Below are 16,725 nucleotides of genomic sequence, written 5' to 3'. Positions count from 1 at the left end.
CAAGCGTCGCGCGCCAGCGTAAAGGGGACCAATGACGGGGGTACGCGCCTGGATTGCACGTCATCGCGGGCTGGCCATGTGGCTGGTCGCGCTGGCGTTGCTTTCGAAAGCGCTGGTTCCCGCGGGCTATATGCCCGGCCATGATGCATCGCGGACGATCGACGTCGTCCTGTGTTCCGACCCCGGCGGTCAGGCGCTCGCGCAGCAGATCGTGATTCCCTTCGAAAAGGGCAGCGAAGATGTGCCCGCCAAGCATGGCGGCAAGGGCGAATGCGCCTTTACCGCGCTCGCACATGGCGCCGTCGCCGCCGCCGATCCGGCGTTTTTGCTTGCGGCGATCGCGTTTCTGTTCGCGCTCGGTTTCGCGCCGCTTCCGGTGCCGCCGCTGCGTCGTCTTTCCCGTCTCCGCCCGCCGCTGCGCGGCCCTCCGGCGCACGCCTGACACGCTGAACCCGCTGTGTCGGACAGCCGCGCGCCTTGATCGCGCGGTCCTGCCGGAGATTGTCCATGTACGAAATAATGCGCCGTCCCGAGGGGTGGCATGCGGACGATGAAGCGTCCGCGTTCGATGCGCCCGATGGCATCCGCCTGCGCATGCGCGAGAACCGGTCGCGCCTGACGGAGCACGGGCGCGAGACCTTTACCGTTCTGATCCTGCTGTTCATGGCGATGGCGATCCTGCCAGCGCTGCAGGGGCGCTGGCTCGTGCCGCTGTTCGCGTTGTCGACGATGGCGGCGCTGGTGCTGGCGCTCGAATGGCACCAGCGCAATCCGCCGCCCGAGGAATGGCTCGAACTGTCGGATGGCCGGTTCGTCTGGCGCGGGCGCAGCAGGGCGGCCGTCGACCTGCCGTCCTATTGGCTTCGCTTCGAGCTGGAGCGGCGCGGGCCGACCGACTGCCGACTCGTCTTCCACCACCGAATGCAGCGCTTCGAGGTCGGGCATTGCCTGAACCTCGACGAGCGGCGCGAGATCGCCCCGATCCTCGCCCGTGCGCTCGCGGCAAGCAACCACATGAGGTAGGACATGGCCCCATCTCCGCCTCGCCGCATTGCCGCATTGCGCCGGTTTCGCCGCCGCTGCTGGGCGGCTGTCGGTCTGTGCCTGCTGATGCAGGTCGGATCGGCAGCCGCTCAAAACTGGGCCGCCGCGCATCCCGCGCAGACAATAGTTTTTCAACAGGAGATCGTTCGATGAAACCTTCAATCCGCATCATGTTGGCGGCAACGGCGCTGGTCGCCGCGCCGCCGCTGCTCGCGCACGGCGTCGCCGCCGGCGCGCTCGCCATCGGCCACCCCTGGTCGCGCGAAACCGCGCCGGGGCAAAAGGCCGGCGGCGGCTTTCTGACCATAACGAACAAGGGCAAGACCGAAGACCGGCTCATCTCGGCGACTTCGCCCGCCGCCGCCGACGTCCAGATCCACATGATGAAGGTCGAGGACGGGGTGATGCGGATGCGCCGGGTCAACGGCGGCCTCGCCATCCCGGCGGGTGGCACGCTCGAACTCAAGCCCGGCGGCTATCACATCATGTTCATGGGCCTCAAAAAGCCATTCAAGCAGGGCGACATGATCCCCGCGACGCTGGTCTTCGCGCGGCAGGGGAAGGTCGCCGTGCGCTTCAAGGTGCAACCGATCGCATCGACCGCACCGATGGAGGGCGGTCATGGCGGACATTGAGGGCGGCACCCCGCCGATGGTCGTCGTTCGTCGCATCCTGTGGGTGCTCGTCGCCGTCGCCGCAGTCTTCGGCGTCATATTGGCGGTTGGTGGCGGAGACGGCAGCAAGAGCGCGCCGGCCGCCTCCGCCGGCACCGCGATCGGCGGCCCTTTCACGCTCACCGCGGCCGATGGCTCGACGCTCACCGACCGGACGCTGAAGGGCCGGCCCTTCGCGATCTTCTTCGGTTTCACCCGCTGCCCCGACGTCTGCCCGACCAGCCTCGCGCGCATGGCGCAGCTTCGCGAACAACTCGGTCCCGACGGGATGAAGTTCGACATCGTCTTCGTCTCGGTCGATCCGCAGCACGACCGGCCCGCCGACATCGGCAGCTATGTCGCGCTGTTCAAGACGCCGATCATCGGGGCGACCGGAACCGATGCCCAGCTTGCCCAAATCCAGAAGGAATATGGCGTCTATGTCCGCAAGGTGCCGATTGAGGGCGGCGACTATACGGTCGATCACACCGCCGCCATCTATCTGATGGACAAGGACGGCCACTTCGTCACCACCATCGACTATCACGAGAATGACAAGACGGCGCTCGAAAAGCTGAAGCGCATCATTGCCTGATCCTGGCTTCGGCGGGCCGCGCCCTCGCGGCGCGGCCCGTCAGACCGCGGCGAAGGAATCGCGCTGTTGCGCCACCTCGACCCGGTCGCGGCCCATCGCCTTCGCGCGCAGCAGGGCGGCGTCGGCGGTGCGGACCAGCCGGTCGGGCGGGCAGTGCAGCGGGGTGATCGCAACGCCGATCGACACCGTTACCGGCCCCATATTCCCAGCCTCCGATCCCAGCGCCAGTGCGGCGACGCGGGTACGGATTTCCTCGGCGCGCTCGGTCGCGCCCTCGACCGACAGGCCGGGGAGGAGCAGCATGAACTCCTCGCCGCCATAGCGAAAGGCGAGGCCCGCATCGCGCTTCACGCCCGCCAGCACCTTGCCGACTTCGCGCAGCACCGTGTCGCCCGCGTCGTGTCCGTGGACGTCGTTGAAACGCTTGAAATGATCGACGTCGATCATCAGGCAGCCCAGATCCTGCCCCAGCCGTTCGGCTTGCGCGATCTGGATACCGAGCAGCTGGTCGAGCTGGCGGCGGTTCGACAGGCCGGTCAGCGGGTCGGCGAGTGCCAATTCGCGCAGCGTTTCGCGCAATTGCAGATTGGCGATCGCCAGCCCGATATTCTCCGCCAGCATATCGAGATAGATTTCGGGGCCGGACAGCGCGCCGGGGTTGCCCGCCGGCGCTTCGAAATAAAGGAGGCCCAGCGTCTCGCGCTGCGCGGTGAGCGGCAGGCACAGCGTGTCGATGGGCGCCGCGGCATCGCTGCGGTCGACATGGTCGCACGGCACATCGACATTGTCGCCCGCGGGACGGTGCGGCAGTCCGCGGCGCAGCGCCCAGCAGGCGAGCGCCGAAAATTCTGCGCGCGAATGGCCGGCGTTCTGCCACCCGCACGCCTCGACCACCATGTTGCGCTGGCGGTCGAGCAGATAAAGGCGCCCGGCAAGCCCCGGCGTTATTTCGGGGACAAAGCGTTGCACGACGTCTTTCAGATCGTCCATCGTGTCGCAGCCCTGCAGCCGCTGTGTCATCCGCGACAGCAGGTCACGCATCGCGCGATCGGCGTCGCGTTCGCTTTCCAGTCTTTGCCGTTCCAACCCGTTTTCGCGGAAAATGCGGATCGCCTGCGCCATGTCACCGATCTCGTCGACCTGGTCGAAGGCGGGCGGCTCGGCGGCGAAGTCCTGCGCCGCCAACCGGTTGACGACGTCGCTCAGCTTGACGACCGGGTGCAGCACGCGCTGCTTGAAGACGAAATACAGCACGCACAGCACCAGTAATGCGGTCAGCGCCAGCGTGATCTCCGAAATGCCCTTCCACAGCCGCGCCACCTCGGTCGCGGAATTGACCTGCGACTGGACCCGCGCGTCGAGCCGGTCGCGGAAGCGTTTGAGTTCGAGTTCGGCGCGGTCGAGCTGGCGTTCATATTCGGCACCGAACAGCAATTGCCGCGCTTTCGCTTCGTCGCCGCCCTCGTGCGAGGCGACTGCCGCATGCTGTTCGTCATGGAGCAGATCGGCGAGCCGCACCGCATCGGCCAACGCTTCGATCTCGCCGGTCGATGCCCCGGCATCGCCGATATGAGAAATGCGCTCCTCGACCGATTTGAGCGCCGCCTCTTCGGAACGATAGCCGACCAGATAGGTCGGATCGCCGGTGTTCACATATTGTCGCGCCCGGTCGCTGAGCAGGAAAACATCCTCCTCCAGCGTCGCGGTCGCCTGATCGAGCCGGTATCGCTGCTCGACCGCCGCCCGTTCGCGGTCGGTCGCGTTCGAGGCCAGCAGCATCGTCGTGCTCGACGCGATCGTCAGCACGACCGTCGCGGCATAGGCCCAGTTGGTGATTGTCGCCAAACGCATGCTGCCCCCCTAATAGGATCGCATCGATTGGGAAATGTTAATGCGGCGATCGGCGCAGCCCGCGCTTGCGCAGCCTCGCCGTGCGTGTCACGGGGCGCGCAGCGCAAGCAGCGATCCGGGAGATGGGCGGACCATGAACTTCGACGTGTTGATAGTTGGCGGGGGCCACGGGGGCGCGCAGGCGGCAATCATGCTGCGGACGCAGAAGTTTACCGGGAGCATAGCGATCGTGGGGGAGGAGGCGGAGCTTCCCTATGAGCGGCCGCCCTTGTCGAAGGAATATTTCGCAGGCGAGAAAGAGTTCGAGCGCATCCAGCTGCGCCCCGCTAATTATTGGGACGAGCGCGACGTGACGATGCTGCTCGGCAAGCGCGTCGTGGCGGTCGATCCGGCCGCGCACCGCGTCACCACCGACGGCGGCGAGACCATCGGCTATGGCAAGCTCGTCTGGGCGACCGGCGGCCATCCGCGGATGCTGCCGATCCCCGGCGGCGACCTGCCCGGCGTGCAGGGGGTGCGCACGCGCGCCGATGCCGACGCGATGAAGGCGGCTTCGGAAAGCGCGCAGCAGATCGTGGTGATCGGCGGCGGCTATATCGGGCTGGAGGCGGCGGCGGTGCTGACCAAGGCGGGCAAGAAGGTCGTGCTGCTGGAGGCCCTGGACCGCGTGCTTGCGCGGGTCGCGGGCAAGGATCTGTCGCGCTTCTTCGAGAAGGAGCACCGCGCTCATGGCGTCGACCTGCGGCTCGGCGCCCAGGTCGCGGCGATCGAGGGCGACACGCATGTCACTGGCGTGCGGCTGGCGGATGGCGCGGTGATCCCCGCCGATCTCGTCATCGTCGGCATCGGCATCGTGCCGGCGGTCGAACCGCTGCTCGCGGCGGGGGCCGAGGGCGGCAACGGCGTGCTGGTCGATCCGCTCTGCCGGACGAGCCTGCCCGACATCTATGCGATCGGCGACTGCGCGGCGCATGCGAACGATTTTGCCGAAGGCGCGGTGATCCGCCTCGAATCGGTGCAGAATGCCAATGACCAGGCGAATGTCGTGGCCAAGGGCATCTGCGGCGCCGAAGCGCCCTATCATGCGATCCCCTGGTTCTGGTCGAACCAATATGACCTCAAGCTCCAGACTGTCGGCCTCTCGACGGACCACGACCAGGCGGTGCTGCGCGGCGATCCCGCCAGCCGCAGCTTCTCGGTCGTCTACCTGAAGGCCGGCAAGGTCATCGCGCTCGACTGCGTCAATGCCACCAAAGACTATGTCCAGGGCCGCATGCTCGTCACCGCCGGCACCACCGCAACCCCCGAGCAGCTCGCCGATGGCGAAACGCCCCTCAAGGAATTGCTCACCGCCTGACGCTCAGACGATGGGCGGTGGGGCGTCTGCGGGGTCGCCGAGCGCGCGTTTGAGCCCGCCTCTGACGCTGCGGAGCAATTTTCGCAGCGCAATGATGACGAGGACAGCGGCGATCAGCAGCAATAGGGCAATGACGATGGCGACCGCGGGAAAGGCGATTACCAGCGCGAGAAGTCCCGTCGTCGCGACGTCTTCGCCGGTTGATACCGCGGCATTGCTATAGGGTTCGGGGCTGATGTTGACCACCGCGCGGGTCGTTGCCTTGGCGCTGTGACTGATGAGCGCGCCGCCGCCGCCGAGGATGAAAGCGATCATCTGCCACGCCGGATCGGCGCTGTCGACGAGCGCGAGCGTCAGCAACGCGCCGCCGAGCGGGCGGACAATACCGTGTACGCTGTCCCAGATGCTGTCGACCCACGCGATCTTGTCGGCCAGAAACTCGGCGAGCGTACCGACTGCGGCGACGCCCATGACCCAGGGGTTCGCCAATATCTGCAGCGCCTGCAAATGTTCGGGCAGCGGCAGCCAGCCGAAATGCATCGCGACGCCGGTCGCCAGGATCGTGAGGTAGAGGCGCCAGCCCGACAACAGGCTGATGCTGCCCGCGACCCCCAATATTTCGGCCAATCCCATTGCCTTGCCTCCGGCCGCGCCAAGTTGCGGCATCTTGCACCCTCTTGAATGCCGCGGCAATGGGGCCGTCGTCGCTGGCGGCAATGGCAGATGACAAGCGCGCAAAGCCTAGTTATCGAATTTTCATGACCGATCTCGCGCCACCGCAATCGCCCAAGCTACCCGACGGGGCCATCCCGGCCGCCACGCTCGTCATCATGCGGCCCTCCGGCAACGATGATCCCGACGAGATATTGATGGTCAAACGCGCGAGCAACATGGCGTTCGCGGCGGGGGCGGTGGTCTTTCCCGGCGGTCGCGTCGATCCCGACGATCATCTGGTCGCCGAGCGTTACGGCTTTGGCGAGGATCCGGCCGAAGGCGCGGCGCGGGTCGCTGCGTTGCGCGAAACGCTTGAGGAAACGGGGCTTGGCGTCGGGCTGCCCAACCTTGCCGAACCCGACCTTGCCGATGTTCGCCGCGCGCTTCTGGGCGGCACGTTGCTGTCGGACATATTGGCCGCGCATGGGGCGCCGATCCAGCTCGGCGGGCTGGTGCCCTTTGCGCGCTGGTGCCCCAATTTCAAGGAAGCGCGAACCTTCGACACACGCTTCTATGCCGTTGCGGCGCCGCCGCACGGGCACGAACTGACGGTCGAGGAGGCCGAGCATAGCCACATATTCTGGTCCAGCGCCCGCGATACGCTGACGCTCGCCGATCGCGGCGAGGTGTCGGTCATCTTTCCCACGCGCCGCAACCTCGAACGAATCGCGCAGGCCGACGATTTTGCGGGCTTCGCGCGCCACGCGGAAAATTATCCGGTCGAACTGGTAACGCCGTGGATAGAGGAGCGGGACGGCACCCCGCATCTGTGCATTCCGGGTCATCTGGGCTATCCCGTGACGAGCGAAGCGTTCGAGCAAGTCAGGCGGGGTTAGAATCGCGACCAGCTGCGCAACTTTTGCAATATTTAGCAATTTCCTAACTAGTACCGAAATAGGGAAATGGTGATTGCAATCGACGGCAATTACGCTTAAACCGATCGGGCAGGTCCATGGCGGGGAAGCCATTTCGCGGTGTGGATCGAGACGATATATCCAGTGGACGGAGAATAAGATGAACCTGCTTAAGAAGGCTGCGATCTCCCTCGCGGCGACCTCGATGCTTGCGGCGCCGATCGCCGCTTCGGCTCAGTCGTTCGACTCGGCACGCGCCAATTCGGAACTCAACGGTGAAAGCAAGCTGGAAGGCTCCGGCTGGATCATCGCTGTTGTCGCTCTCGCGGCTATCATCGGCGGTATCATCATCGCTTCGGATAACAACGAAGACAGCCCGACCAGCCCGTAACAGGCTCCGGGTCAAACCGATACCAAAGGGCTCCGGGCTTTGCTCGGAGCCCTTTGTGATTCTGCAGGCTGTCTTCTGCGCGGTGACAGCGCCCGGCCTAGAGCCCCCGGCCTAGAGCCCCCGGCCTAAATCTCTATATTCCGCACCGAGCGCGATCGGGCGAGGGGGATGGCGTCGCGAGCCCGTTTCCGCGCCTGCGCGTCGATTGCCACGAAGCCGATATCATAGCCCGCGGCGCCGTCATCCTTTTGCAAGCTCACGTCCATCAGCACCGTCCCCCAGGGATCGACGGCGAGGCTGTGGCCAAAGGTCGCGCGCCCGTCGGCGTGCGTTCCCGCTTGCGCCGCCGCAATGACGTGGCAGGCGGTTTCGATTGCCCGGGCGCGGAGCAGCGGGTGCCAATGCGCTTCGCCGGTCGGCACGGTAAAGGCGGCCGGGATCGCGATCAGTTCGGCGCCACCGTCCACGAGGGCGCGATAGAGCTCGGGAAAGCGTAGATCATAACAGATCGAAAAGCCCAGCCGGCCAAGCGGCGTATCGACGAGGACAATCGCGTCACCGCCCGCATAGGCGGCCGACTCGGTCCAGTTCTCGCCCGTCGGCAGGGTCACGTCGAACATGTGGATCTTGTCGTAGCGTGCGCGGATCTCGCCCTTGTCGTCGATTACATGGCTGCGGTTGACGCGGCGCTCGCTGCCGTCGGCGAGCAGGGGCATCGATCCGCTGTGGAGCCAGATATGGTGGCGCCGCGCCATGTCCGCGAGCGCTGCGGGCCACGGGCTGTCGGCCTCGCGCTGCATATGCGCAGCCGATCTTTGCCGGTCGCGGTCGAGCAGCAGCGACATCTCCGGGAAAAAGGCCATCGCGGCGCCTTCGGCGGCCGCCGCGGCCAGCGCGCGATCGATCACCCGCAGATTGGCGTCGGGATCGATTCCGCTGGTCATTTGAACGATGGCGGCAACCGGGGCGTGCGGTGGGCGTTGCATCGGTTCTGGCTAGGCGCCTCCTTCGCGAAGGACAAGCTGTGACAGTTCAGTGGCCAGCAAGGTTCGAAAGCGATAAATAGCCGCGATGTCCGTCTCTCCCCCGTCGACCGCGCGTCGATCGCTTTCCCTTTTCCTGCTTCCGGCCTGCGCCAGCGCGCTGGCGCTCCTGATCGCGCCGCTCGCTACGGCGCAATCGACTCCGGCACCGGCGGCCGCATCGACGCTCGCGGGGCAAGCAAGCGACTGGCTTTATGAAGGCAGCGATATTCCGCGCGACGAGGGCTGGCGCTTCGGGGTTCTCCCCAATGGCTTGCGCTACGCCGTTCGCAACAATGGCGTGCCACCGGGTCAGGTGTCGATCCGGGTGCGGATGGATGTCGGGTCGATGTTCGAATCGAACAGCGAACGCGGCTTTGCGCATCTGCTCGAACATCTGACATTTCGCGGCTCGTTGCATATTCCCGACGGAGAGACGAAGCGCATCTGGCAGCGTTTCGGTGTCACCTTCGGGAGCGATTCAAATGCGCAAACGACGCCGACGCAGACCGTCTATCAGCTCGATCTGCCCAGCGTCACGCCGACGACGCTCGACGAAAGCATGAAGTTGCTCTCGGGCATGGTGCGCGAACCGCGGATCACCGATGCCGCGGTGACGGCCGAGCGCGGCGTCGTGCTGTCCGAACTGCGCGAACAGGACGGGCCGCAAAAGCGTATCGCCGACGCGACGAGCGGGCATCTGTTCGCCGGGCAATTGCTCGGCGAACGGTCGCCGATCGGGACGACCGCGGCGCTCGGTGCCGCCAGCGCGAAAAGCGTTCAGGCGTTTCACGATCGCTGGTATCGTCCCGACCGCGCCGTCGTCGTGATGGTCGGCGATGGCGACCCCGCACAGTTCGCCGCGCTGATCGGCAAATATTTCGGGGACTGGAAGGAGCCCGGACCGAACCCGGCGCAGCCCGATTTTGGCAAGCCCGATCCGTCGCAACCGGTCGCGAAGGAAATCGTCGAGGCAAACCAGCCGCTCGCGCTGACGCTCGCGATGATCCGGCCGTGGAAAAAGCGCATCGACACCGTCGAAAACACGCGGCGGCTTTATCTCGAATATCTCGCGCAGGCGCTCGTCAATCGCCGATTGGAAAATCGCGCGCGCAGCGGCGGCAGCTATCTGGTTGCCACCGTCAGCCAGGATTATGTCAGCCGCAGCGCCGATGTCACCTCGGCCGAAATCGTGCCGCTCGGCGACTGGAAGGCCGCGCTTGCCGACGTGCGCGGGGTTATCGCCGATGCCGTCCAGACCCCGCCGTCGCAGGCCGACATCGACCGCGAAGCGAACGAGATCGAGGCTTTTCTGCGCAAGGAACTGGAAAATGCGCCCAACGAGCCAGGATCGCGCCTCGCCGACGACATGGTCCGCGCGGTCGATATCGGCGAAACGGTAACGAGCCCCAAGGGGCAGGTCGATATGTTCGCCGCGATCCGCGCGTCGGCGACGCCGCAGGTGATGCTCGACATCAGCCGGGCGATTTTCGCGGCGCCCGTCACGCGGCTCGTGCTGACGACGCCGACGCCGATCGAAGGCGGCGACAAGGCGTTGCTGGCCGCGCTTGCCGCGCCCGTCACCGCGCGCGACGATCGCGTCGCGGCGGCCAAGGTCGATTTCAGCCAGCTTCCCGCGCTGGGGCATCCCGGCACGATCGAATCCGAAACGCCGCTCCCCGGCCTGCATGTCCAGCGTCTCGAATTCGCCAATGGCGTGACCGCGCTGGTGGCCGACAACAAGGTCGAACCCGGCAAGGTGCGCGTCAACGTCCGCTTCGGCAGCGGCAATCGCAGCGTCGCGGGGAACGCACCCAATCTGCTGTGGACCGGCGATTATGCGTTGATGGCAAGCGGTGTCGGTCCGTGGGGCCAGAACGAGCTCGACCAGGCAACCAACGGTCGCCAGATCCAGATGGGCTTCGATATCGACGACGACGCCTTTGAGATGACCGCAGAGAGCAACCCCGCCGATCTGCGCGATCAGCTGCGCCTCATGGCGACCAAGCTCGCGGCGCCGCGCTGGGATGCCTCGCCGATCGAGCGGCTGCGCGTTGGCCTGCTGACCGGTTTCGACCTCAATGACGCGACGCCCAATGCGGTACTCGACCGCAATCTGCGCGGCTGGCTGGCGGGCGGCGACACGCGCTGGGCGCCGCCGTCGCGCGCCGCGATCGAAGGGCTTACGCCCGCCGCCTTCCGCGCTTTCTGGGAACCGCGCCTCAAGAGCGGCCCGATCGAGGTCCAGATATTCGGCGATCTCGAATCGGTCGATTACAAGCAGTTGCTTGCCGAAAGTTTCGGAGCGCTTGCGCCGCGCCAGCCGCTCGCACCGGCGGGCGGGCAGAGCGTCGCCTTCGCGCAGCATAATGCAAAGCCGTTCGTTGCCTATCATACCGGCGACAAGGGGCAGGCGGCGGCGATGATCGCCTGGCCGACGAGCGGCGGGATCGACAATATGCGCGATGCGCGGGCGATGGATGTGCTCGCTGCGATCTTCAACGACCGCCTGTTCGACCGGCTGCGCGCCGAACAGGGCGCAAGCTATGGCCCGGTCGTCGACAGCCATTGGCCGACGGGTTTCGAAAAGAGCGGCGGCTATCTGCTGGTCGGCAGCCTGCTGGCGCCGAAGGACGTTAACCGGCTCTATAGCATCGCCGACGACATTGCCGCCGATCTCGTCGCGCGGCCCGTCAGCGCCGACGAACTCGCGCGCAATGCCGGGCCGATCCGCGAACAGGTCGCGCGCGCGACGACCGGCAATCTCTACTGGATGTATCTGCTCGAGGGCGCGACGCGCGATCCGCGCTATATCAAGGCGGCGATGGCGATCGAGGACGATGTGACCAATATCAGCGCCGCCGATATTCAGCGTCTGGCGCGGCAATATCTGGTGCCGGGGCGGAAATGGTCGCTGGCGGTGCTGCCGAAGGGAATGACGCTGGCGCAGGCGGCGGCGCTCGATGGCGGGGCGATCGGCGGCGGCAAATAGTCAGGCGCTGCCTTCGGGGCGGCGCAGCTTGCGGATGCGCGGTTCGTCGGCGAGCTCGCCCTTGGTCATGATGTCGTGGCGCATGCGCGCCCGGACATCGTGGATCGAGGCGATGACGGGGCCCATCGCAACGCCCAGATCGACCAGCACCGCTTCGGCGAGTTGCAGCGAGCTTTCGAGCGTTTCGGGCACTGCGTCGGTGGCGCCGGCCCGATAGAGCGCCGCGGCATGATCGGCGTCGCGCGCGCGGCTGATGATCGGCAGCTCGGGATATTTCTGGCGAAGCTGGCGCGTCATGCGCAATTGCTGCACCGGATCGTCCATCGTCAGCACGATCGCGTCGGCATTTTCGATCCCCATCCGGTCGAGGCTGCCCGGGCGCGCCACATCGGCGAAACGGACCGAAAAACCGTCGCGCTTCGCAGCCGCGACGGTGTCGATATCGGCGTCGACCGCGACATAGGGTCGCTGATGTTCGCGCAGCAATTCGGCGACGGTGCGCCCGACGCGGCCGAAGCCGACGACGACGGTACGGCCTTCGGGCGTTTCTTCTTCCTGCGCGTCGCCGCTGCGCATCTCTATCCGGCGCGCGACATCGTGGCCCACGCGGGCGAGGAGCGGCGTGATCGTCAGGCCGATTGCGGTGACGAGCTGCCAGAATTCGGCGGTGGTGCGGCTGATGAGCTGCGCCTGAAGCGCCGTTGCAAGAACGATCAGCGTCGTTTCCGACGGGCTGGCCATCAGCAATCCGACCTCGGCCGCCGTGCCGCGCCGCGCGGCGCCCGAAAAGCGCAGCAGCGCCGCGGTCACGATCGATTTGATCAAGACCACGCCGACTACGGCGGCGATCAGCTCGGGCCATTGCGCCGCGATCGTCTTGAGGTTGAGCCCCATGCCGACGCTGATCAGGAACACGCCGAGCGCGAGGCCTTTGAACGGCGCCGTGATTGCTTCGACTTCGCTATGATATTCGGTCTCGGCGATCATCAGGCCGGCCAGCAGCGCGCCGACGATCGGCGACAGGCCGACCGCGGCGGTCGCCAGCGCCGCGACGATCACGACCAGCAGGCTCGCCGCCAGAAACAGCTCGGGATCCTTTGCGCGCGCGGCCTGCGCGAAGATGCGCGGCAGCAGGAACCAGCCCGCGACCGCGAGGATCGCCACGACCAGCGCGCCCTGCCACAGCGTCGTCAGCATAAGCTCGGTATTGTCGCTCGCCGCGATGGGGGACAGCGCGCCGAGAACGAAGATGATCGGGACGATCGCCAGATCCTCGAACAGCAACATCGCAAAGGAAGCGCGGCCGACGGCCGATTTGGTGCCCGCGATCGGCAGCACCAGCGCCGTCGATGAGAGGGCGAGGGCGATGCCGAGGCCATAGGCCGCGGCGGTCGAATGATCGCCCAGCAGGAACAGCGCCGTGCCCAGTATCGCGCCGCCCAGCAACAGTTCGGCAGCCCCGATGCCGAAGACCAGCTTGCGCAGCTGCCACAGGCGTCGGAACGACAGTTCGAGCCCGATCGAAAAGAGCAGCAGGATGATGCCGAATTCGCCGAACAGCGCGATGTCTTCGCTCGAAGCGATGGTGATGTGCCGCAGCCACGGATAATCGGCGGCGAGCGCCCCGAGCCCCGATGGCCCGACGAGCAGCCCGACGAGAATGAACCCGATCACCGGCGAGATGCGAAAGCGCGCAAAGGCCGGGATGACGATTCCCGCCGCCCCCAGCACCACCAGCGCGTTGCCGATAGCCGATGTGTCCTGTTCACTTACCATAAGGGCCGACCTTATGCAGGCCGGCCCCGATTGGCTAGATGCCTATCCCAACCTTTTCGGTTGTTTAAGCCCGCTGGCTCAGGAGCCCATCTTCTTTTCGAGATTTTCGACGATTGCTTCGAAGAAGCCCTCGGTGGTCAGCCAGTTCTGATCGGGACCGATCAGCAGCGCCAGATCCTTGGTCATCTTGCCGCTTTCGACGGTTTCGATGCACACACGCTCAAGGTCTTCGGCAAACTTCGTCACCTCGGGCGTGCCGTCGAGCTTGCCGCGATGCTTGAGCCCGCCGGTCCAGGCAAAGATCGACGCGATCGGGTTCGTCGAGGTCGCCTTGCCCTGCTGGTGCATGCGGTAATGGCGGGTGACGGTGCCGTGCGCGGCTTCGGATTCCACGGTCTGGCCGTCGGGCGTCATCAGCACGCTGGTCATCAGGCCGAGCGAGCCGAAGCCCTGTGCCACCGTGTCCGACTGGACGTCGCCGTCGTAATTCTTGCAGGCCCAGACGAACTTGCCCGACCATTTGAGGGCCGAGGCGACCATGTCGTCGATCAGGCGATGCTCGTAAATGATGCCGGCTGCTTCGAATTTGGCCTTGAATTCGTTCTGATAGACTTCCTCGAACAGATCCTTGAAGCGGCCGTCATAGGCCTTCAGGATCGTGTTCTTGGTCGACAGATAGACGGGCCAGCCGCGCGCGAGGCCATAGTTCATGCTGGCGCGCGCGAAATCGCGGATCGAATCGTCGAGATTGTACATCGCCATTGCGACGCCCGACGAGGGGAACTGGAACACTTCCTCGTCGATGATCGTGCCGTCCTCGCCTTCGAACACCAGGCGCAGCTTGCCGGGACCGGGGACGCGGTAATCGGTGGCGCGATACTGGTCGCCGAAGGCGTGACGGCCGACGACGATCGGGTCGGTCCAGCCGGGGACAAGCCGCGGGACATTCTTGATGACGATCGGTTCGCGGAACACGACGCCACCCAGGATGTTGCGGATCGTGCCGTTGGGCGACTTCCACATCTTCTTGAGGCCGAATTCCTCGACGCGCGCTTCGTCGGGGGTGATCGTCGCGCACTTCACGCCGACGCCATATTTCTTGATCGCATTGGCGGCTTCGACGGTGATCTTGTCGTCGGTGCGGTCGCGCTCCTCGATGCCGAGGTCGTAATAATGCAGGTCGACGTCGAGATAGGGCAGGATCAGCCGTTCGCGAATCCACTGCCAGATGATCCGCGTCATTTCGTCGCCGTCGAGTTCGACGACCGGGTTGACTACCTTGATCTTGCCCATGCTGCTGCCTTTTCCTTGGGGAGTCGAATTGCAGGGGGCCTTAGGCAAAGCCGGGGCAATGTTCAACCGCCGTGGTGCCGTCCCGCGAGCGGGCGGGGCGGGATAAGCGATTGTCAGTGCTCGATGCGCGCCCTAGAACAATCGGCATGTCCACCACCATCTCTTCCAACCGCCCCGGCGGCGGCATCAAGTGGCGCTGGCCGTCGATTCACCCCGAGGGCCGCAAATTCCTGTTGATCGCGGCGATCGTCACCGTCTGTTTCTGGCTGCTCGGCTGGGAAATCGCCGGCTGGCTGATGGCCGGAATCACCGCGTGGGTCGGCGCCTTTTTCCGTGACCCGGTGCGCGTGACGCCGACCAGTGCCGACCTGGTCATCGCGCCTGCCGACGGGCTCGTCACCCAGATTGCCGAAGTCCCGCCCCCGCCCGAAATCGCTGGGGCCGACGGGCTGGGCGATGCGCCGATGCTGCGCGTATCGATCTTCATGAGCGTGTTCGACGTCCATATCAATCGTACCCCGGTTGCCGGGACGCTGCGCAAGCTCGTTTATATCCCCGGCAAGTTCGTGAACGCCGATCTCGACAAGGCGAGCGAGGAAAACGAGCGCCAGCATTTCGTCGTCGAACGCGCTGACGGGGTGCGCATCGGCTTCACCCAGATTGCGGGGCTGGTGGCGCGGCGCATCATGCCCTTCGTGAGCATGGGAACCGAGCTTGCGACGGGCCAACGCGTCGGCCTGATCCGCTTCGGCAGCCGTGTCGATGTCTATCTGCCGCAAGGCACCGCGCCGCAGGTGTTGCTGGGGCAGCGCACGCTGGCCGGCGAAACGATTGTTGCCCGGCTCGGCAAGGGCGACACGATCGACGGCATCGGGCAATAATGGCGGGCGATCGCGATCCCCGGACGGGTGTCGACCCGCGCCGTATCGGCGGCATCCCGCTGCGTGCCTTTGCGCCCAACGCGATTACCGCGCTCGCCCTGTGCTTCGGCCTGACGGGCGTGCGTTTCGCGATCGGCGAGGAATGGGAAAAGGCGCTGGCGGCGGTGATCTTCGCCGGGGTGCTCGACGGGATGGACGGGCGCATCGCGCGCCTGCTGCGCGCGCAGAGCAAATTCGGCGCCGAACTCGATTCCCTCTCTGATGTCATTGCCTTCGGCGTTGCGCCGGCGATGATCCTGTTTCTGTGGTCGCTGGACGACGCGCCCAAGTTCGGCTGGACTGCGGCGCTGGCGCTCGCGGTCGGCTGCGCGCTGCGGCTGGCGCGGTTCAATTCGCGGATGGACGCCGATGTCCAGCCGCACAAGTCGGCGGGCTTCAACACCGGCATTCCGGCGCCTGCGGGGGCTGGCCTTGCCTTTGTTCCCGTCTATCTCTGGCTTTCGACCGGCAACGACATGTTCCGCGAATGGTATGTCGTCATGCCGTGGGCGCTTGGCGTCGCGATGCTGATGATCTCGGCAATCCCGACATACAGCTGGTCGTCGATCCGCCTGCGCCGGTCGTGGCGGCTGTTCGCGCTGGCGGGGGTGGGGCTGCTCGGCGCAGCGCTCGTCACCGCGCCGTGGCCGACCTTGCTTGCGATCTGCGTCTTCTATGTCGCTCTGCTGCCCTTCGGACTTGCGAGCTACGCGAAAGTCAGGCGGCGCGGCTGATCAGCGGCTGAACGCGAACAGGGGTGCGAACGCCGCGCGGCATGTCGCGGCGGCGCAGCGGCACGACGGTCGCGGCCGGGCCGGTCTGCGGGGACGAGCCGTGCGGGAAGGCGCCTTCGCCGGCAAGCGCCGACAAGATCGCATCGCCATTGGTGCGCAGCATGGCGAGAATCACCAGCACACCCAGTCCGGCGGCACTTGCGAAGAGAAGAGCGGCGGCGACCTGAACCATTTTCTTGTCCTTTCGGCTTCCCTGTGCGAAACCTTCGCCCGGAGCTACGGTTTTGCTGACCTTTTCGTTCCATGTTCTCTATTTGTTCTCAATGCTAATGCGGCGAAGCGTTATGTTTTGTCGATGAGTTGAGTCGGGCGCGGTGCAAGGCGCGCCGAGCCAATAGGGGGGCTAATCGACGCTTGGGCCTTGCTTTTCGCGGGCAAGCCGTCTAACGGCCCGCCCATTCCACATGGAAGGCGCACATACCGGTGCCGGGATGATTCTCTAGCGGATCGCTCGGTTCTTGCCTTTCAG

General features: G+C 65.8%; 16 protein-coding genes. 10 read left to right on the top strand and 6 right to left on the bottom strand.

Annotated features, from left to right (window positions below; genetic code table 11):
* Nucleotides 1-31 precede the first annotated feature (31 nt).
* From AOA14_RS02210 to AOA14_RS02195, 4 genes are all read left to right on the top strand, one after another.
* Nucleotides 32-442, top strand: a complete 411-nt coding sequence (locus tag AOA14_RS02210) for a DUF2946 family protein (RefSeq protein ID WP_082819792.1) — start codon at nucleotides 32-34, stop codon at nucleotides 440-442.
* A gap of 77 nt (nucleotides 443-519) precedes the next feature.
* Complete coding sequence (locus AOA14_RS02205; protein ID WP_202988361.1) at nucleotides 520-1,023, top strand: DUF2244 domain-containing protein; 504 nt, start codon at nucleotides 520-522, stop codon at nucleotides 1,021-1,023.
* A gap of 170 nt (nucleotides 1,024-1,193) precedes the next feature.
* On the top strand, nucleotides 1,194-1,679 hold the full coding sequence (locus AOA14_RS02200) for a copper chaperone PCu(A)C (protein WP_062900597.1): 486 nt from the start codon (nucleotides 1,194-1,196) through the stop codon (nucleotides 1,677-1,679).
* Entirely contained in the window at nucleotides 1,666-2,292 is a 627-nt protein-coding gene (locus AOA14_RS02195) for an SCO family protein (protein WP_062900596.1), read from the top strand. The genes AOA14_RS02200 and AOA14_RS02195 overlap by 14 nt, the downstream gene beginning before the upstream one ends.
* Before the next feature lie 39 nt (nucleotides 2,293-2,331).
* Here AOA14_RS02195 and AOA14_RS02190 read toward each other — a convergent pair whose 3' ends face one another.
* Entirely contained in the window at nucleotides 2,332-4,143 is a 1,812-nt protein-coding gene (locus AOA14_RS02190) for a diguanylate cyclase (protein ID WP_062900595.1), read from the bottom strand.
* A 133-nt stretch (nucleotides 4,144-4,276) separates the two neighbouring features.
* Here AOA14_RS02190 and AOA14_RS02185 point away from each other — a divergent pair, with 133 nt between their 5' ends.
* Nucleotides 4,277-5,500 (top strand): NAD(P)/FAD-dependent oxidoreductase, encoded by a 1,224-nt coding sequence (locus AOA14_RS02185; RefSeq protein ID WP_062900594.1) that lies wholly within the window; start codon nucleotides 4,277-4,279, stop codon nucleotides 5,498-5,500.
* Between the two features lie 3 nt (nucleotides 5,501-5,503).
* Here AOA14_RS02185 and AOA14_RS02180 read toward each other — a convergent pair whose 3' ends face one another.
* Entirely contained in the window at nucleotides 5,504-6,133 is a 630-nt protein-coding gene (locus AOA14_RS02180; RefSeq protein ID WP_062902962.1) for a DUF4126 domain-containing protein, read from the bottom strand.
* Nucleotides 6,134-6,258: 125 nt separating this feature from the next.
* Between AOA14_RS02180 and AOA14_RS02175 the strand changes: the two genes are divergently transcribed.
* Complete coding sequence (locus AOA14_RS02175) at nucleotides 6,259-7,050, top strand: NUDIX hydrolase (RefSeq protein WP_062900593.1); 792 nt, start codon at nucleotides 6,259-6,261, stop codon at nucleotides 7,048-7,050.
* A 73-nt stretch (nucleotides 7,051-7,123) separates the two neighbouring features.
* A complete protein-coding gene (locus AOA14_RS02170) occupies nucleotides 7,124-7,459 on the top strand; it encodes a hypothetical protein (protein WP_202988360.1) in 336 nt (111 codons plus the stop codon).
* A 125-nt stretch (nucleotides 7,460-7,584) separates the two neighbouring features.
* On the opposite strand, the gene AOA14_RS02165 is transcribed toward AOA14_RS02170, so the two are convergent.
* Complete coding sequence (locus tag AOA14_RS02165; protein ID WP_238929712.1) at nucleotides 7,585-8,403, bottom strand: carbon-nitrogen hydrolase family protein; 819 nt, start codon at nucleotides 8,401-8,403, stop codon at nucleotides 7,585-7,587.
* A 127-nt stretch (nucleotides 8,404-8,530) separates the two neighbouring features.
* Here AOA14_RS02165 and AOA14_RS02160 point away from each other — a divergent pair, with 127 nt between their 5' ends.
* Nucleotides 8,531-11,473 carry a M16 family metallopeptidase gene (locus AOA14_RS02160; protein ID WP_062900591.1) on the top strand — a complete coding sequence of 981 codons (2,943 nt, stop codon included), beginning with the start codon at nucleotides 8,531-8,533 and terminating at the stop codon, nucleotides 11,471-11,473.
* Here AOA14_RS02160 and AOA14_RS02155 read toward each other — a convergent pair whose 3' ends face one another.
* Nucleotides 11,474-13,249 carry a cation:proton antiporter domain-containing protein gene (locus tag AOA14_RS02155; protein ID WP_062900590.1) on the bottom strand — a complete coding sequence of 592 codons (1,776 nt, stop codon included), beginning with the start codon at nucleotides 13,247-13,249 and terminating at the stop codon, nucleotides 11,474-11,476.
* 78 nt (nucleotides 13,250-13,327) lie between these two features.
* Nucleotides 13,328-14,542, bottom strand: a complete 1,215-nt coding sequence (locus AOA14_RS02150) for an NADP-dependent isocitrate dehydrogenase (protein WP_062900589.1) — start codon at nucleotides 14,540-14,542, stop codon at nucleotides 13,328-13,330.
* A 146-nt stretch (nucleotides 14,543-14,688) separates the two neighbouring features.
* Between AOA14_RS02150 and AOA14_RS02145 the strand changes: the two genes are divergently transcribed.
* Nucleotides 14,689-15,423: a phosphatidylserine decarboxylase gene (locus tag AOA14_RS02145; RefSeq protein WP_003040171.1), complete on the top strand. Its 735-nt coding sequence runs from the start codon at nucleotides 14,689-14,691 to the stop codon at nucleotides 15,421-15,423.
* Nucleotides 15,423-16,196: a CDP-alcohol phosphatidyltransferase family protein gene (locus AOA14_RS02140; protein ID WP_062900588.1), complete on the top strand. Its 774-nt coding sequence runs from the start codon at nucleotides 15,423-15,425 to the stop codon at nucleotides 16,194-16,196. The genes AOA14_RS02145 and AOA14_RS02140 overlap by 1 nt, the downstream gene beginning before the upstream one ends.
* On the opposite strand, the gene AOA14_RS02135 is transcribed toward AOA14_RS02140, so the two are convergent.
* Complete coding sequence (locus AOA14_RS02135) at nucleotides 16,180-16,428, bottom strand: hypothetical protein (protein ID WP_058812614.1); 249 nt, start codon at nucleotides 16,426-16,428, stop codon at nucleotides 16,180-16,182. The two genes, AOA14_RS02140 and AOA14_RS02135, sit on opposite strands and share 17 nt — an antisense overlap.
* Nucleotides 16,429-16,725: the final 297 nt, after the last annotated feature.

Origin of the sequence: Sphingopyxis terrae subsp. terrae NBRC 15098, assembly GCF_001610975.1 — a bacterium.
Classification (GTDB): Bacteria; Pseudomonadota; Alphaproteobacteria; order Sphingomonadales; family Sphingomonadaceae; genus Sphingopyxis; species Sphingopyxis terrae_A.
Note: the sequence above shows the minus strand (reverse complement) of the source record. Positions and strands in the feature narration are given on the sequence as shown.

Bases quoted from the DNA above. Each gene is read 5' to 3' on its own strand.
- AOA14_RS02210 (WP_082819792.1), top strand. From the start codon at position 32: ATGACGGGGGTACGCGCCTGGATTGCACGTCATCGCGGGCTGGCCATG.
- AOA14_RS02205 (WP_202988361.1), top strand. From the start codon at position 520: ATGCGCCGTCCCGAGGGGTGGCATGCGGACGATGAAGCGTCCGCGTTC.
- AOA14_RS02200 (WP_062900597.1), top strand. From the start codon at position 1,194: ATGAAACCTTCAATCCGCATCATGTTGGCGGCAACGGCGCTGGTCGCC.
- AOA14_RS02195 (WP_062900596.1), top strand. From the start codon at position 1,666: ATGGCGGACATTGAGGGCGGCACCCCGCCGATGGTCGTCGTTCGTCGC.
- AOA14_RS02190 (WP_062900595.1), bottom strand. From the start codon at position 4,143: ATGCGTTTGGCGACAATCACCAACTGGGCCTATGCCGCGACGGTCGTG.
- AOA14_RS02185 (WP_062900594.1), top strand. From the start codon at position 4,277: ATGAACTTCGACGTGTTGATAGTTGGCGGGGGCCACGGGGGCGCGCAG.
- AOA14_RS02180 (WP_062902962.1), bottom strand. From the start codon at position 6,133: ATGGGATTGGCCGAAATATTGGGGGTCGCGGGCAGCATCAGCCTGTTG.
- AOA14_RS02175 (WP_062900593.1), top strand. From the start codon at position 6,259: ATGACCGATCTCGCGCCACCGCAATCGCCCAAGCTACCCGACGGGGCC.
- AOA14_RS02165 (WP_238929712.1), bottom strand. From the start codon at position 8,403: ATGACCAGCGGAATCGATCCCGACGCCAATCTGCGGGTGATCGATCGC.
- AOA14_RS02160 (WP_062900591.1), top strand. From the start codon at position 8,531: ATGTCCGTCTCTCCCCCGTCGACCGCGCGTCGATCGCTTTCCCTTTTC.
- AOA14_RS02155 (WP_062900590.1), bottom strand. From the start codon at position 13,249: ATGGTAAGTGAACAGGACACATCGGCTATCGGCAACGCGCTGGTGGTG.
- AOA14_RS02150 (WP_062900589.1), bottom strand. From the start codon at position 14,542: ATGGGCAAGATCAAGGTAGTCAACCCGGTCGTCGAACTCGACGGCGAC.
- AOA14_RS02145 (WP_003040171.1), top strand. From the start codon at position 14,689: ATGTCCACCACCATCTCTTCCAACCGCCCCGGCGGCGGCATCAAGTGG.
- AOA14_RS02140 (WP_062900588.1), top strand. From the start codon at position 15,423: ATGGCGGGCGATCGCGATCCCCGGACGGGTGTCGACCCGCGCCGTATC.
- AOA14_RS02135 (WP_058812614.1), bottom strand. From the start codon at position 16,428: ATGGTTCAGGTCGCCGCCGCTCTTCTCTTCGCAAGTGCCGCCGGACTG.